The organism is Paenibacillus camerounensis (assembly GCF_000723885.1).
Taxonomy (GTDB): domain Bacteria; phylum Bacillota; class Bacilli; order Paenibacillales; family Paenibacillaceae; genus Paenibacillus_AQ; species Paenibacillus_AQ camerounensis.
Genome location: NZ_CCDG010000025.1, coordinates 1 through 14,970 on the forward strand (window position 1 = coordinate 1; position 14,970 = coordinate 14,970).

15 protein-coding genes are annotated in these 14,970 nt (G+C 54.3%); 3 read left to right on the top strand and 12 right to left on the bottom strand.

Annotation, left to right across the window (positions count from 1 at the left end):
* Positions 1 to 186 precede the first annotated feature (186 nt).
* From BN3772_RS10665 to BN3772_RS10690, 6 genes are all read right to left on the bottom strand, one after another.
* The gene (locus tag BN3772_RS10665) at positions 187 to 450 is read right to left on the bottom strand and encodes a YlbG family protein (protein WP_039872590.1); all 264 of its coding nucleotides are present in this window, start codon (positions 448 to 450) and stop codon (positions 187 to 189) included.
* A gap of 42 nt (positions 451 to 492) precedes the next feature.
* A complete protein-coding gene (locus BN3772_RS10670) occupies positions 493 to 930 on the bottom strand; it encodes a YlbF/YmcA family competence regulator (protein WP_042175891.1) in 438 nt (145 codons plus the stop codon).
* A gap of 73 nt (positions 931 to 1,003) precedes the next feature.
* Positions 1,004 to 2,920, bottom strand: coding sequence for a helicase-associated domain-containing protein (locus BN3772_RS10675; RefSeq protein WP_042199342.1), 1,917 nt, complete (start codon positions 2,918 to 2,920; stop codon positions 1,004 to 1,006).
* Positions 2,920 to 4,617 (bottom strand): DNA repair helicase XPB, encoded by a 1,698-nt coding sequence (locus tag BN3772_RS10680; RefSeq protein ID WP_042199343.1) that lies wholly within the window; start codon positions 4,615 to 4,617, stop codon positions 2,920 to 2,922. Before BN3772_RS10680 ends, BN3772_RS10675 begins: the two co-directional genes overlap by 1 nt.
* Before the next feature lie 123 nt (positions 4,618 to 4,740).
* Positions 4,741 to 5,172 (bottom strand): CBS domain-containing protein, encoded by a 432-nt coding sequence (locus tag BN3772_RS10685; RefSeq protein ID WP_042199345.1) that lies wholly within the window; start codon positions 5,170 to 5,172, stop codon positions 4,741 to 4,743.
* 76 nt (positions 5,173 to 5,248) lie between these two features.
* Complete coding sequence (locus tag BN3772_RS10690) at positions 5,249 to 6,418, bottom strand: amidohydrolase (RefSeq protein ID WP_042199346.1); 1,170 nt, start codon at positions 6,416 to 6,418, stop codon at positions 5,249 to 5,251.
* A 176-nt stretch (positions 6,419 to 6,594) separates the two neighbouring features.
* On the opposite strand from BN3772_RS10690, the gene BN3772_RS10695 reads away from it, so the two are divergent.
* Both BN3772_RS10695 and ftsW read left to right on the top strand, forming a co-directional pair.
* Entirely contained in the window at positions 6,595 to 6,942 is a 348-nt protein-coding gene (locus BN3772_RS10695; protein WP_042175880.1) for a YugN family protein, read from the top strand.
* A complete protein-coding gene (ftsW, locus tag BN3772_RS10700) occupies positions 6,939 to 8,186 on the top strand; it encodes a putative lipid II flippase FtsW (RefSeq protein ID WP_086074507.1) in 1,248 nt (415 codons plus the stop codon). Before BN3772_RS10695 ends, ftsW begins: the two co-directional genes overlap by 4 nt.
* Before the next feature lie 70 nt (positions 8,187 to 8,256).
* On the opposite strand, the gene BN3772_RS10705 is transcribed toward ftsW, so the two are convergent.
* Positions 8,257 to 8,622, bottom strand: a complete 366-nt coding sequence (locus BN3772_RS10705; protein ID WP_019911482.1) for an Asp23/Gls24 family envelope stress response protein — start codon at positions 8,620 to 8,622, stop codon at positions 8,257 to 8,259.
* Between the two features lie 152 nt (positions 8,623 to 8,774).
* Here BN3772_RS10705 and cax point away from each other — a divergent pair, with 152 nt between their 5' ends.
* Positions 8,775 to 9,845, top strand: coding sequence for a calcium/proton exchanger (cax, locus tag BN3772_RS10710; RefSeq protein WP_042199348.1), 1,071 nt, complete (start codon positions 8,775 to 8,777; stop codon positions 9,843 to 9,845).
* Between the two features lie 93 nt (positions 9,846 to 9,938).
* Here cax and BN3772_RS10715 read toward each other — a convergent pair whose 3' ends face one another.
* The 5 genes from BN3772_RS10715 to BN3772_RS10735 form a co-directional block, all read right to left on the bottom strand.
* Entirely contained in the window at positions 9,939 to 10,241 is a 303-nt protein-coding gene (locus tag BN3772_RS10715) for an Fpa/YlaN family protein (RefSeq protein WP_042199350.1), read from the bottom strand.
* Between the two features lie 149 nt (positions 10,242 to 10,390).
* On the bottom strand, positions 10,391 to 10,636 hold the full coding sequence (locus tag BN3772_RS10720; protein ID WP_042175870.1) for an HPr family phosphocarrier protein: 246 nt from the start codon (positions 10,634 to 10,636) through the stop codon (positions 10,391 to 10,393).
* 114 nt (positions 10,637 to 10,750) lie between these two features.
* Positions 10,751 to 11,866: an aminopeptidase gene (locus tag BN3772_RS10725; RefSeq protein ID WP_042175868.1), complete on the bottom strand. Its 1,116-nt coding sequence runs from the start codon at positions 11,864 to 11,866 to the stop codon at positions 10,751 to 10,753.
* A gap of 102 nt (positions 11,867 to 11,968) precedes the next feature.
* Positions 11,969 to 12,808 (bottom strand): hypothetical protein, encoded by an 840-nt coding sequence (locus tag BN3772_RS10730; protein WP_042199352.1) that lies wholly within the window; start codon positions 12,806 to 12,808, stop codon positions 11,969 to 11,971.
* 115 nt (positions 12,809 to 12,923) lie between these two features.
* Positions 12,924 to 14,927 (bottom strand): sensor domain-containing diguanylate cyclase, encoded by a 2,004-nt coding sequence (locus tag BN3772_RS10735; protein WP_086074508.1) that lies wholly within the window; start codon positions 14,925 to 14,927, stop codon positions 12,924 to 12,926.
* Between the last annotated feature and the right edge of the window lie 43 nt (positions 14,928 to 14,970).

The window sequence follows — 14,970 nt, forward strand, 5'->3', positions numbered from 1 at the left end:
TGTATGCGAAAAAACGAATACAATGTGGGGGTTGATATCAGGTCGTTTCTTCCCTGTCTCCTGATTCTTCACGTCCACCTCTCCTTTATTTTTCATCGGAGTTATTCACATTTTTTTCATTGTATAATTTCCTTTATAACAAAAAAAACAGGCGCCTGAGCGCCTGCTTCAATTCTGCTATTGATTCTACAATCCGTAATAACGGGACTTGTCCTGCCCGTTACTGGTATATTCCGTCTTTAGCTCATTGCGGTAGGATCTTTCAATCTTACGCACATAGGAGAGCCTGCGGACGTTCTTCATTACTTCTTCGGCACGTTCCGCATTGACGTACATTACCGCATAATGCATCCTGCGCGATACATAATGCAGTGTTCCGTATTTCTCCAGGTTGCGTGCCGCTTTGACATCGCTGACCCATACGATATATCCTGTCCGTTCTGCAAACATAAGCTCATCCGCCCTTTCGTTCTCTCCCCTGCAAGCGGCACCTTATCCGCAGGAGCATTTGCCGCCGCTGCCGCAGCCGCCCTTTGGCGACGGGTCATTACTCGGAACCTTGATGCTCTCCGATACCGAGAATGCAATCGCTTCAGACATGGAATGCAAAATATCGTCCAGCGTCGCCTCCGCCTGCTTGAAGCGGGCGACCTCCTCGAACTGCTCAAGCTCCATCTCTACTGCTGTTACTTCATCCTTGGCCATATGGTAGTTAGGATGAAAATGCCCGAACCGCTGTGTCTCTTCGAACAGCTCCTTCTTGCTCTGCAGCCGTCTGACTATAATCTGAATTTCCGGATTGGCGCTGACGCGCCCCTTCCAGTATAAATAATCCGACACTTCGGCGGATTGATTAATCATGTCGCCTAATTCATAGGCGTATGTCAGCACTTCGGCCATATCAACCGTATTTAATTCCGCTACGCTCATGAACTTCAACTCTCTTCTATACTAATATTCTACAGCAAAATGTAGACTTCCCTATCATAACATAACCGGTGACCTAAGCAGAAGAGGAATTTCTGTGCTGTTCCGGAAGAAGCAGCTTCATTTCCTTCCAGTCGCCCGGTGCCAGCTCCGCTGCCTCATACTGGTTAGTTCCGGCAGGCATCAGCCAGCCGGCTGCCCTCCACGGATTACCGCGCAGCTGCTCCGGGATGAAATCACAGTTTTGCCCCTCTACTGATAAGCGGACCTTAATACCCCAGCGGTAAGCCTGCTCCATTACCTTTTGCGCCGTAGTGATATGGTATTCCCTCAATTCCCGCAGCCACATCTGCGGTACACCGTCTGCCCCGGGGAGCAGCGCTTCAACTGCTTCAGCAGCTGCTAGGGGCACGGTCCTTAGCACAGCGGTGTTGCCAAGCAGGCCTGGCGTCATTTCCAGTGCTGGAAGCTCGTAGGCCTTACTCTGAGCCTGCACGTCATCATCCGGAAGCTCAAACGGCTGCGGTGCAACTCCCGGCATGCTTCCGCCGGACAGCCTGGGCGGCGCCAGCCCCGCTGCAGCCAGCTCCCTGCGCACCAGATCCGCGCTGCCTTGCTGCACAATGAAATGCAGCGGCCCGATCCGGGTCAGGCTGTCCCCCAGCCGCGGATGTGCGGCAATGTCTTCAGCATCTCTATCACTCCGGCAGGTTAACAGCAGAACCTCTGACCAAGAGGTCCGGCCAATGGTGCGTGACCACTGGACAAGAGACTGCCTGGCCTGATCAGGCAGCCCGCCTGCGGCATGGCCGGCAAGCCAGCATGTCACTGCTTCCGGCGGCAAGCCCCGTTCAGCCGCCGCCTCCAGCTTCCCGCGGCTTAGCCGGAAGCTCCACAGCCCGTCATCGGTGCTCAGCAGCTCAGCGCAGCCTGCGAGCCCCCAGCGCAGCCTGTAGGAGACATCCGGCGGAACCAGCACCTCCAAATCCGGCTGCACAATAAAGCCGCCCCCGGCTCTGCCGGTGTCACACCCGTCTTCGGGCAAATCTGCGGCGGCACTGTGACTTGCATCCGTGTCCTGCTGCCAGGCCGGCAGCACCGGCTTGTCCATCATCCAGCGGAAGCAGTCTTCTCCGCTATCAGCCGTTCCCGTTTCACACCAGCCGAAGCCGGCCATGCAATGAAGCCAGGCCAGACAGCCCGGCTTCATTGATTCGGCATTCTTACCTGCGGACAGGCCCGACTGCTGCAATAATTCCAGTATATCACCCAGAACATACCAGTTGCCCCGCATGAGAGCACCGGAAGTGAACAGATACCGGAAATGCTGCTGCGCCGGCTCAGCAGCAGCGTAACGGCCGAGAATCATATTGTACAGAATTCCTGTCATCTGCAGTTCGCTATGGTCTAGCCAGCTCTTCACCCTTTCTTCTGCCAGCCGGTAAGCCGTCTCCCCGCGTTCTGCCAGACCCAGCGCAAGCATTATATCCAGCAGCACAGTAACCTTAATCGAACCCGTCTCATCTGCAGATGCTTTCGGGACGAGGCAGTACAGATGCTTATCCTGCACCGGCATTAGGCCTGCCAGTCTGCCCGCATGCTTTTTGTGAATGCCTCCTTTGGCTGTTAACGGAAGCCCTTCCTCCCGCATAAATACCAGCGCGCGAAACAGTTGTGCAGCCAGTCCGGCCTCAGCCGGCCCTGTTACCGCTACGCTGCTGCCAAATAGCGGTTCTGGCCGGAAGCTGAAGCATTCCCGCTGTATAGCTGCCAGCTGCTGCGGGGGAATCTGGTACAGCTGCTCGCCCCAGATTCTCTGGCGCAGCTCCAGCAGCCCGGCCCGGCGCAGCTCCTGTACAACCAGTTGAAGCTCTGCACGGCAAAGCGCTTTGGGCCGCAGCTGTTCCGCCTTCTCGACGGGAAACGCCCTGTCCGCATATGCCGCGCAGATACGCCGCAGCACCTCAATGGAATAAGGACTAAGCTTGTTCATCACTGCCAAGCCTCCTCCGGCGGACCGGCTGTCCTGACCGCATATTCATAGCCCTGCTCCGTCAGGAACAGGCGCCGGCGCAGGGCAAACTCCTGTTCACGGCTGTCTCCGGTGACAAGCGTATAGAAATACGCCCTGTTCTCCCCCAGCTTGGGCCGGAGAATCCGCCCCAGCCGCTGCGCCTCCTCCTGCCGGGAGCCGTATGCGCCCGATACTTCAATGGCAACGGAAGCATCCGGCAGATTGACGGCAAAGTTGGCCACCTTGGATACCACCAGCACCTTTAGCTCCCCCTCATTGAAGGCTTCATAGAGCGCATTACGCTCACGCTGCGGTGTTTTTCCGGTGATTAGCGGTGCATTCAGGCAGCCAGCCAGCGCCTCCAACTGATCCAGGTATTGGCCGATTACCAGCACCTTTGCCCCGTTGTGCTCCTGAATAATCTTTGCCGCCGCCTCTGCCTTGGAAGGATTACCGGCAGCCAGCCGGAACTGCTCTTTGCCCCCGGCATACAGATATTTGCTGCGCAGTGTGTTATCCATCGGCACGACCAGCTCCACGCATTCCACAGCGGCGAGCCAGCCCTGCCTTTCCAGCGATCTCCAGGGCAGCTCATAGCAGCGCGGCCCGATCAGCGAGAAGACATCCCCCTCACGGCCGTCCTCACGGATTAGCGTTGCAGTCAGCCCCAGGCGCCGCGTCGCCTGGATATCGGCGGTAGCCCGGAAGACCGGTGCCGGGAGCAGATGAACCTCGTCATAGATAATCAGCCCCCAGTTCCGCTCATTGAACAAATCCATGTGGATAAACTCATCTTCCTTTGACCGCCGGTGTGTCAGCATTTGATAGGTTGTCAGCGTAACAGGCCGGACCTCCTGGCGTTCACCCGTGTATTCCCCGATTTGCCCGTTCTGCAGGGTGGTCCGCTGCAGCAGCTCCTCCCGCCATTGCCCCACAGAGGTTGTATTGGAGGTAAGGATCAGCGTTTCACACTGCAGCTTCTCCATTGCAGCGAGCCCTACCACTGTCTTGCCTGCCCCGCAAGGAAGAACAACAACGCCGCTGCCGCCCGTCCCGTAAAATAAACGGACCGCTTCCTGCTGGTATGCCCGCAGCCCGAAGGGGGCAGCATTTCCGCCGTCACCCTCCGGCTCCCCGTTCATCCATGCAAGACTCAGTCCCTGACCCTCACGGTAGCCAGCGTAATCAAGCACCGGGTAACCGAGCCGGGTCAGCTCCTGTTTCAATAGCCCTCGGGAGACTGCCGGACAAGCGAATTCCAGCGCTCCGGGTCTGCTCAGTTTCAGCCTGTCCAGCCCGGAAAGACCCTCCAGCTCATCAAGCAGCGCCGGACTGTCGGCGCGCAGCACCACCAGCCGGCTGTCAGCTGTGTGAGCATGCAGCGTAAGTCTTCCGTACCGCATGACCAGCTTGCGGATTTCTTCTTCCAGCCCGGCTGGAACCCCCCAGCGTGCCAGGCGCTGCAGACTGGTGATGATCTCTTGAGCCGTCATCCCTCCGGCAGCGGCATTCCACAATGACAGCGGAGTGATCCGGTAGGTGTGATAGGCCGGGAGGCTTTTTACAAGCTCGGCGTAATCTGCAAGCTCCATTCCCGCAGCCCCGAATCCCGGGTGTCCGCATTCCAGCAGCACAGTCTTGTCTTTACGGGCTATACATGCCCCTGTTCCGTTCATTTGCTCTCCTCCTGTCTGTTTATAACGGATCAGCTGCCTGTTGCGCCTGATTGCAGGCCCAGGCCCAACAGGAAAAAGCCCATGCCCGCAATTCAGCGGCTATGAGCTCCTCCTGTAACTTTTTCAATGCAGCCGGTGCTGGGATATCTCACTCAGCGCCTCTCCGGCTTCGTCCGCAAAAAGATCCTTTGCTGCCAGATCGCCCAGCGACACAACGCCAATCAGCTGCCCGTTGCGGGTTACCGGCAGGCGGCGGATCTGCCGGGAAGCCATAAGCTCAGCTGCTTCATCCACAGTCGCAGACTGCAGAACGGAAACAACCTGCTTGCTCATCACAGTCTCCACAGCGGTGGAGCCCGGATGCTTCTGCGCATACCCTCTCAGCACAAGGTCCCGGTCCGTAATTACACCGATGAGCCTGTTGCCTTGCTCTGAATCAATCACCGGAATGAACCCGGTGTCATAGTCTCTCATTTTGACGGCAACCTCATAGACATTATCCAGCAGCGTAACCGCTGCAGGCTGCTCTGTCATCACTTCTCTTACTGTCTTCAAGTCGGAACCTCCTGTCCACCGTAATATACGGAAGTAGGTTCCCCCAATCCTGGCTAATTATGCATCTTAAGTGCAATTATTCATTCAAACAGGAGTCGGCGAGCGCCACCAGCAGCGTGGCACCGTGCAGCATGGCATCCTCGTCAAAATCAAACTTGCTGTGATGATGCGGATACACGGCATTCTTGTCCGCATTTCCGGCGCCTACAAAGATAAAGCAGCCGGGAATCTCCTTGACGTAATAAGCAAAGTCTTCAGCGGGCATAATCTTCTCCATCTGAATGACCTGCGCCGTATCTCCAAGCGCTTCGGGAGCAACCCGGAAAAACCGGCGGAATTCCGCCTCATCATTAACCAGCGGCGGATAGCCCATCAGGTAATCCACCTGCGCTTCCGCCCCGTAGACCGCAGCTACCGCTGCCGCCATCTCTTCGATTCTTCTGCGGATTGCATAACGCGTCTCCTCATCAAAAGCCCGCACAGTCCCCGTTATCCGGCAGCGCTCCGCGATAATATTCTGTGCTGTCCCGCCCTGAATCGTTCCGATGCTCAGAACAGCAGGCTGCAGCGGATCAACGCTCCGGCTGACAATGGTCTGCAGCTGCGTAACCAGCGCGGCTGCGGCAACAATGCTGTCCACCGTACGGTGCGGCATCCCGCCGTGCCCGCCCTTGCCGGTAATATCAATGAAGAACTCGTCCGCCGAGGCCATAAGCGGCCCCGGTGCACTCCCAACGGTACCCACCGGCAGCGGTGTCCACAGATGCAGGCCGTAGACGGCATCGGCGCCTTCCAGCACGCCTTCTGCAATCATATCCTTCGCTCCGCCCGGACAGATCTCCTCCGCCGGCTGGAACAGAAAGCGCAGCTCACCCTGCAGCCCTTCCCGGCGGGCACTGTAATAGGCCGCAGCTCCAAGCAGCATCGCCGTATGCCCGTCATGCCCGCAGGCATGCATGATTCCCGGATTCTGCGAAGCATATTCGCTGCCGCTCTCCTCGGTGATATGCAGTGCATCCATATCCGCACGCAGCACTACCGTCTTCCCCGGCCGGCTGCCTTTTATAACACCGGTCAGCCCGTAGCCGGCCTTGCTGCGCTTCACTTCGATACCGAAGGACTCCAGCTTCGCGGCTACAAATGCCGAGGTTTCCTTCTCCTGATAGGACGGCTCCGGGTGGCGGTGCAAATGGCGGCGCCATTCCACCATCTCCGGAAGCAGCCGGTCAATCTCTCTTTTGTCCATTACGGTTCCATTCCCTTCTCGCGTATTTTTACATTGTAGCAGAAACGCAAAAAACTGTGTACGGCTAAGCCCCGCTTACCTTGCGCAACCCCCGGAAACATACTATCATGAGGTAGAACATCTATAATGACACTAGCGAAATGATCATTATACTTCATAAGGGGGATATGTGCGCTATGATATTTGAGAACACTGGCCTCGTAGGACTGCAAAGCGATCTTCAGTATCTGGATGAAAGTGCGGCCAAGGCCGGGTTTATCCGCTGGCAGTGGGAGTACTCCCGCGCCACTTACGACTGCAAGATCGAGGACCGGCAGAGCGGCGGCGAATACTTCCTGCGGGTCAACACACGCGCTGTCGAAGGCAAGCTGGAGAAGCCCGATGCCGTGCTGGCTATTGAAGCCGTCTACCTGGGCAAGGCCACCTTTCCCCATGGCCTGGAGTATGACTCCCCGGTCCCCCAGCCTGTACTCGACACCGCAGCACAGCGCATCCTTGAGCTGAAAGGACTGCTTGAAGCTTGAATACCGTAAAAGGAAAACCCAAACAAAAAGCCAGTCTGCCTAAAAGAGGAACACCCGATTTCCAGCTGCTCATTCTGACTCTGGTCCTGGTCGGATTCGGGCTCGTCATGGTGTTCAGCTCCAGCTCCAGCCTGACACTGGCCAGTTCATTATTCGGCAATGATCCTTTATACTTCATTAAAAAACAGATTCAATGGGTAGTGGTGGGCAGTGTCGTCATGTTCACTGTGATGAACATTCACTACAGCAAATTCAAGAAATGGTATGCACCGATCTTTTTACTTACGCTCGTACTGCTGCTTCTCGTCGCCTTCGCTGAGCGCACTAACGGCGCTAAGAGCTGGTTCAATATCGGCGGGCTCGGCATCCAGCCTACGGAGCTGGCCAAAATCTCGATCATTCTCTATCTGTCTGCACTGATTACCAAAAAGGGCGAGCGGCTGCGGGATTTACGCACAGGCTATATCCCGGTAATGATAATCGTAGGTATTGTCGCCGGTCTTATCATGATGCAGCCGGACTTGGGCTCCTGCCTTATCCTTGTAGCAACAAGCGGACTTGTCATTTATGCTGGCGGCGCCAGCATGAAGCATATTATCGCCTCGATCGCACTGCTCGTGCTCGGCGTGGGTATTGTCATGGGTGCCAAGACTGCTATCGACTCCCTGTCACCGCAGACAGCTACTGTGGCTGCCGATAATAATTACAAAATGGACCGCATTTCAGCTTTTCTCGACCCGTTCCAGGATGCCCAGGACGGAGGCTATAACATGATCCAGTCGCTGATGGCATTGGGAGAAGGCGGGACCAGCGGGGCAGGCTTCGGACAGAGTATTCAAAAACTTCATTACCTGCCCTATCCTTATACGGACTTTATCTTCGCCGTTATCGGCGAGGAGCTCGGCTTTATCGGCACAGCCATCTTCCTGCTGGTCTATCTGTACTTTATCTGGAGGGGAATCATGATAGCCCTCAGGTGCACCGATCCTTTTGGTACACTCGTCGGCGTCGGGGTCATGGGCCTGATTGCCATACAGGCCTTTGTCAACATTGGCGGGGTTACCAAGACGATCCCGCTTACAGGGGTTACACTGCCCTTTATCAGTTACGGCGGCTCCTCGCTGGTCGTTACGATGTTCTGTATGGGCATTATGCTCAGCATCTCCCGCGAAACGAACCGCCCGGTCAAAGAAGAGGTCACCAAATCAGTCACTACCGTACGGCAGGTACGCGCCAGCCGCTAACGGGCAGATGTACGCACCAGCTATAAAAAGGCAGTCCGGAAATAATTCCGGACTGCCTTTTTGATTACGCTTATGAAATTTCGTCGTTTTTGAAGGCAACGCCTTCAACCTTAACATTCACTTCCACAATATGAAGACCGGTCATACTCTCCACAGCCTCGCGTACATTCTGCTGAAGCATCCGGCAGACCTCATGGATCGGCGTCTCGTACAGTACGATAATGCGCAGATCCACTGCGGCTTCAAGCTGCCCGACTTCAACGGTAACACCCTTCTGCACATTCTTGCCGCTTAGGCGTTTCGCCCAGCCTTCAGACAAGCCGCCCGACATGGCTGCTATGCCCGGAGTCTCCAATGCTGCCAAACCGGCAATTTTAGAGACGACGTCATTCGATATCCGTATGTTTCCCATTTCAAGTTGAAGCTGTTCCGCCATGCCATATCCCCCCTACACTCATTATCAATTATTGTAATTCGAAAACAGGCTAAAAAGCAAATGACTTCTGCATCACCCGTTTACACACCGGATCAAGTTGGGTATATTGAATATGAATTTAACCTACATACAGAAACCGGGGTGCGTTTACCTTGAAAAAATGGATTTCTCCGGCGCTGCTGATAATCACCTTTATCTTAAGCGCGATCGGACACTACGCGAACTGGGACCACACACTGCAGTTCGTATTATCCGCGATTGCGGTTGTTTTTGTGGCCGGTTTTCTCGGCAGGGCAACCGAAAGCGTGGCCCACTATGCCGGACAGCGGCTGGGGGGCTTTCTTAATGCCACCTTCGGAAATGCCGCTGAACTGATCATCGCCTTTTTCCTCGTAAAGGAAGGACTGTTCGACATGGTCAAGGCAAGCCTGACCGGATCCATTATCGGCAACCTGCTGCTGGTACTGGGCCTAAGCATTTTTGCAGGCGGAATGAAGTTCAAAGTCCAGAATTTCAATGTTACCCTCGCAGGGCTCAACGGCTCACTGATGATCGTGGCGGTCATCGCCCTGTTTGTGCCGGCCATGTTCTTCAACACCCATTCCATCACCGAGCGGGACACCGATGTGCTCAGCCTCGTTGTGGCCGGACTGCTGATTGCCGCTTATATGGCCTGGCTGGTCTTCTCTATGATTACACACAAAAAATATCTGGCTGATGTAACGGATGACTCCGCTGAGGAACTGCCTAACGAGCATGCACCTGTCTGGTCCAAGGGCAAGTCCATCTTTTATCTGATTCTGGCAACGGTCATGGTCGCTTTTGTCAGCGAGTGGCTCGTAGGCACCCTTGAGACCCTGACGGAGCGCTTCGGCTTCAGCGAGCTGTTCGTCGGCGCCTTCCTTGTCGCGATCATCGGTAATGCAGCCGAGCACAGCGCGGCGATCATGCTGGCGATGAAGAACAAGATGGGGGCAGCGGTCGAGATCGCCGTCGGCAGCAGTCTGCAGATTGCCTTGTTCGTGGCGCCTGTCCTGATCTTCGCCAGCTATTTCATGGGTAATACAATGGATATTGTCTTTACAACCATAGAAATTGTTGCGATCGCCGTCTCTGTGTTTATAGCCAAGTCTATTATCCAGGATGGTGCAACCAACTGGTATGAAGGCTTACTGCTGCTGGCGGTGTATCTAATACTGGGCGTGTCCTTCTATCTAGTATAGACTTATTTGTCCACTCTCTCACCGCAACAAAAAACGCACATGAGCGGTCTTTAGTCCCTCATGTGCGTTTTTATGATCAGTACAGGCGGCCGCTTAGTTCTCGCGTTCGCTCGCCTTCTTATTCAGCGCCTCGTACAGCACAGCCAAATTGCGTTCCAGCTCACTCAGTACCTGCTTGCCCGTGAACTCAGGCACAAGCCCTGCTCTGACCGCAAAATCGACCTCTCTTGAAAAGCCGTACATCTGGGTATCCAGCACTTCCTCATAGAGAGGGCAGTAACGAGTCGCCAGATTCTCCATCTGCACTTCGATGAGCTTCTGAATTTTATCGGCATCTTCGTGTAGAAGAGTAATTGCTTTGAGATTAAGCTGTTCCTGCAAATCCGATGAAGTCATGCATTATCCCCCCCATGTCCAAAAGTTACAGCTATTAATGCTATTTAATTTAATATTAGTCGAAATTGAGAGCCAATACAAGAATTCAGTTTGCAGCAAACAAAAAAACGCCCCGCCGTTCCCGGCAGGACGTCTTTGAGGTTGCCCGATTACTCAGCAACAACAGTAAAATTCAGACCATGTTTGGAAAATACTTCGCTCATCGCTTTTTTTGCTTCTTCGGCATCGGTGCCGTGTACATGAAGTTCGTAGCTTTGGCTGGAAACCAGAGTTGTAAACAACCCGAGGATGCTCTTAACGTCAATGTACTTGTTGTCCGCCTGAAGGACGATAGATGAGTTGAACTGGCTTGCCGTTTGGGCAATATCCACGATTGCCGCATTGGTACTGGACATAGGAATCCCTCCGCAACTTGATTAGAAAAACTTAGTACGCTTGTTCATTTGTAACCAATTCCATGATACCTTGAATCCGCTTACTCACGCAAGATGTTTTCTTTTGATTACATTTTATTTCAGATTTTCCGGGTTCAGACCTGTAAGTTCCGGAATCACAAAAATACCGTCCTTGCGGATCAGCACATCGTCAAAATAAATCTCGCCGCCGCCGTATTCCGGACGCTGAATCAGCACGAGGTCCCAGTGAATTGAAGAACGGTTGCCGTTATCGGTCACATCGTACGCCTGACCCGGTGTGAAATGCAGGCTGCCTGCAATTTTTTCATCGAACAGGATGTCCTTCATCGGATGCAGAATATACGGGTTGAAGCCAATAGCAAATTCTCCGATATGGCGCGCACCATCATCAGAGTCAAGAATTTCGTTAAGACGTGCGGTATCATTGCTGGTTGCCTCGACAATTTTGCCGTTTTCGAAGCGGAATTTCACATTCTCAAAAGTGATGCCGTTATACAGGGTGGCTGCATTATAGCTGATTGTACCATTGACGGAATCACGGACAGGAGCGCTGTAAACTTCGCCGTCGGGAATATTTTTCTGGCCTGAGCATTTCTCTGCACCGATTCCCTTGATGGAGAAGGAAAGCTCTGTTCCGGGACCTGTGATCCGCACCTTGTCTGTTTTCCGCATAAGACCGGCAAGCGCATCCTGGGCTTTGTCCATTTTGGCGTAATCCAGGTTACATACCTCAAAGTAGAAATCTTCAAAAGCTTCGGTAGTGGTGTTGGCCAGCTGAGCCATGCTCGCGTTAGGATAACGGAGAACTACCCACTTGGTGTGCTTAACCCGCTGCTCGCTATGTACCGGATGTGAATACAGGGAGTTGTAGAGCTTCATATTTTCTTCCGGCACATCAGCCAGATCGTTGACATTCTCGCCGGCACGGATGCCGATATAGCAATCCATCTGCTTCATCCGGTTCAGGTCAATCTCAGCCCAGGTCTTAATCCCTTCCGGGGTTGCATATTTAAGCATACTGCGCAGGACGGTACGGTCTGTCAGCTGGACAAAAGCGTTGCCTCCGGCTTTACCGACCTCCTCCACAACCGCCTTGATCAAATCTCTTTCGCTGCCGATCATTTCGACCAGCACATTTTCGCCCGGCTGCACGTCTACGGAATAACCCACCAGGTTTGCCGCCAGCTTTTGAATTCTTGGATCCTTCATCCTGCTCTCTTCCTTCCTCTTACATAAAAATTGGCATACCGTTCTATTGTAGCACGCCCTCTATCCAGCGCAAGGCTTTATGTCAGGTCATTCTTCACCCTTTTATTGATAGCCGTAAAAATCCACCTTGGTCACAAAGGCCTCCTCGGCAGAAACACCGGACGCTCCCGGATAACGGACAGTACGCGTCCAGGTTAAACGCTTGGGCAAATTCCGTCTTGTGTCCACCTTCAAAAAATAGACAGACGTCACTTCAGCCTTGTCCAGCTTCTGCTTAAGCTCCCCGCTCTTCCGCAGCCATAAATCATTCATCGCTGACCTGACCTCAGCCGGCTGTGCGGCATAACCCTCATCCGAAGTCCCGGGGCGGACGGCTTGCATTTCCCGCTCCAGCTGCTGCACCAGCTGCTGTTTGGCGGCTGCAGAGCTGAGCCTGACCCGCAGAACCCTGCTGCCTCCGGCGGAGCCCGCCTCCTCGGTTACCTCCTTATCCTTTTCCTGCAGCTCTTCCAGCTGGCGAAGAGGATTTAGCGCCGCGAGCGTTCCCGCACCTTCCTGCAGAACGGCCGGCTGATGCGGCTTCCATTCTCCGTCCTTTTTCACCAGACTGGTATAATAGGCGGAGCCTGCCGCCGCGCTCTGTTCAAGCTGCTGCAGCCTCTGTTCTGCTGCAGCCTCCGGCCCTCCCTTCCCGTCTGGCAGCAGGGAATACAGACTGACCCGGTTATGATCCTGCAGCTTGCCTCCGTAATATAACGCGGATTCCTCCACCGGCTTGCCGGCAATGAGAAGTGCAGCGGAACCTTCAAAGGATACAGCATCCCTGCCGTCCATACCGGCCAGAGCCAGATCGAGATCCTCCGCTGCCGGCCTGCCGTCTCCATGACTGCAGCCGCCGAGCAGCAAGATAGCTGTTAACACAACCGCTTTAATCATCTTCATATATGAAAGACATCCTTTTGTTATTTTCAATTTCAATCTGTATAGGTTCTCCTTTACCCGTGCGCTTATACATATGTTTCATGCAATCAAAAAAAAGAATCCTCTCAGCCTGCGCCTAAGGATTCTTTACATTGATATCCGTATTTTTACTGTCAATGATAACCTGGTTACGGCCGTTGTTCTTTGCTTCGTACAGTGCCATATCAGCCCTGTAAAAAAGGGATTCGACGCTCACCCGGTCATCTGTCCAGCTCCATTCAGCAATCCCGCAGGATACCGTTACACGCGGCTCCGTCTCACCCATAACCCGTTTGCGGATCCGTTCTGCCACGTATAGAGCCTGCTGGACGCCAAGCTGCGGAAGATAGACTGCCAGCTCCTCTCCGCCCCATCTTGCCGCAATATCACCCTGGCGGATGGAAGACTTCACGATCTCACTGACCTGCTTTAGAATTTTGTCGCCCTTCTGGTGGCCGTAGGTGTCGTTAACCATCTTGAACTGGTCGATATCGACCACAACAAGCGATCCGCAGAAGTCCTTGGTCTGCCGCTCTTTAATCTCCTCGTCGAGATAATGGCGGGCATACAGACCGGTCAGACTGTCGCGGTTCGCCAGATAACGCACCTCTGCATGCAGGCGTGCATTGCCGACAGCCAGCCCGATATGGCCGGCCATAGCCTGCAGCAGACGGAAGCTGTCATAAGAGAAGAAATGCGGCTCCCGGTGGGTCAGCATGATGGCTCCCCGTATCTCGCCGCCCACATTAAGCGGTGTTGCAATCGCCGATTGCGACTGCGTTGCTGACATTAGCCTTGAATGGAAGCCTTCCGCACTGCTGTACTCCGATAAAATAAGCGGTTCCCCTGTACCATACACTTTCCCGCCCAATCCCTTGCCCGTATCAATAATCTCCCCGCACAGCGGAGGGTAGTTGCAGGCAATGGCTTCAAGCCCCCCTTTTTCTTCATTCAAGTGCAGAATACAGCAGTAATCAGCATCAAACATCTCCAGCAGCTCTTCATTGGCATACTGAAAGATATCCCCCAGGCGCAGGCTCTGATTCAGCCGCTGGGTCAGCTCACTCATCATCCGCAGTTCACGGATCAGCTGATTGGAGCGCTCGTACAGCTTGGCGTTCTCAAAGGCCGTCCCTGCAGTATCCGCCACCATCGTGAGGAAGCGCAGATCGACATCGGGAAAAGCAGGCTTGTCCAGTATCATGTGAAACACACCGTACACACCCTGCTTCCCGCCAAGCGGCAAGCCGATTTCCACAGAGTTTGTATCCCGTCCGGCATGGAGCGCCACACGCCCGTCCTTAAAGGCCTTGGCGCAGACATTATCCGCATCCGAGTACAGCGGCAGCGGCTTCACCTGCGGGTGGGTGCTGCGGTGGTCCTGCGACATGAACAGCTCCAGCCGCGCACCCGGATACATTGCCGAAATACTGTCAATGACCTCTGTCAGTACGGCATTGACATCGATATTATCGTGCATCCGCTGGACAATCTGGAACAGCAGCGACCTCCGGTTACTTTCGCGCTCGGCATGCTGATGGACCCCTGCCAGATCGGACACAAACACATATTCAAACCTGCGGTAAAAGCAGGTCTGGTAATGCAGCGCCATTGCTTCTGCGGTATGCCGCCCGCCTTGTATATATTGTTCTTCCGGCATTACACAGCCCAGCAGGGCGAATATTTCACCTTTGCTTCTGGTGAAGACAGGAATCATCAGCAGTATGAGACCGGAATTCCCCTCCGGGTTCTCCGCCTTGAGCACGGAGATTTCCCGTGTGCGCAGACTTGCGGCAGCAGCCGCTTCCCACTCTTTCGTCCATTGGCTGCCCTGTTCACCAGCTGTGTCTGTGGGGTCGACCCATTTACCATTAGAATTCAGTACGCACCATTGCCAAGAGCGGGCAAACGGCAGTACAGCCAGCCCGCACCATTCCCTGAAGCTCTCTGCAAGCAACTGGCCTGCGTAAGGGAAATCATAGGATACAATATCCGTCTCCCTTAGCCATGCGGCGGGATCACCTGGCTCTCCGCTTGCTTGCATAGTGTCCTGCAACAGCATACGTGTGTCTCTCTGACCGTATGCTTCCTGTTCCGGCATAACTTGGATCCCCTTTACATCAAATTAAAAATAATAATATCCG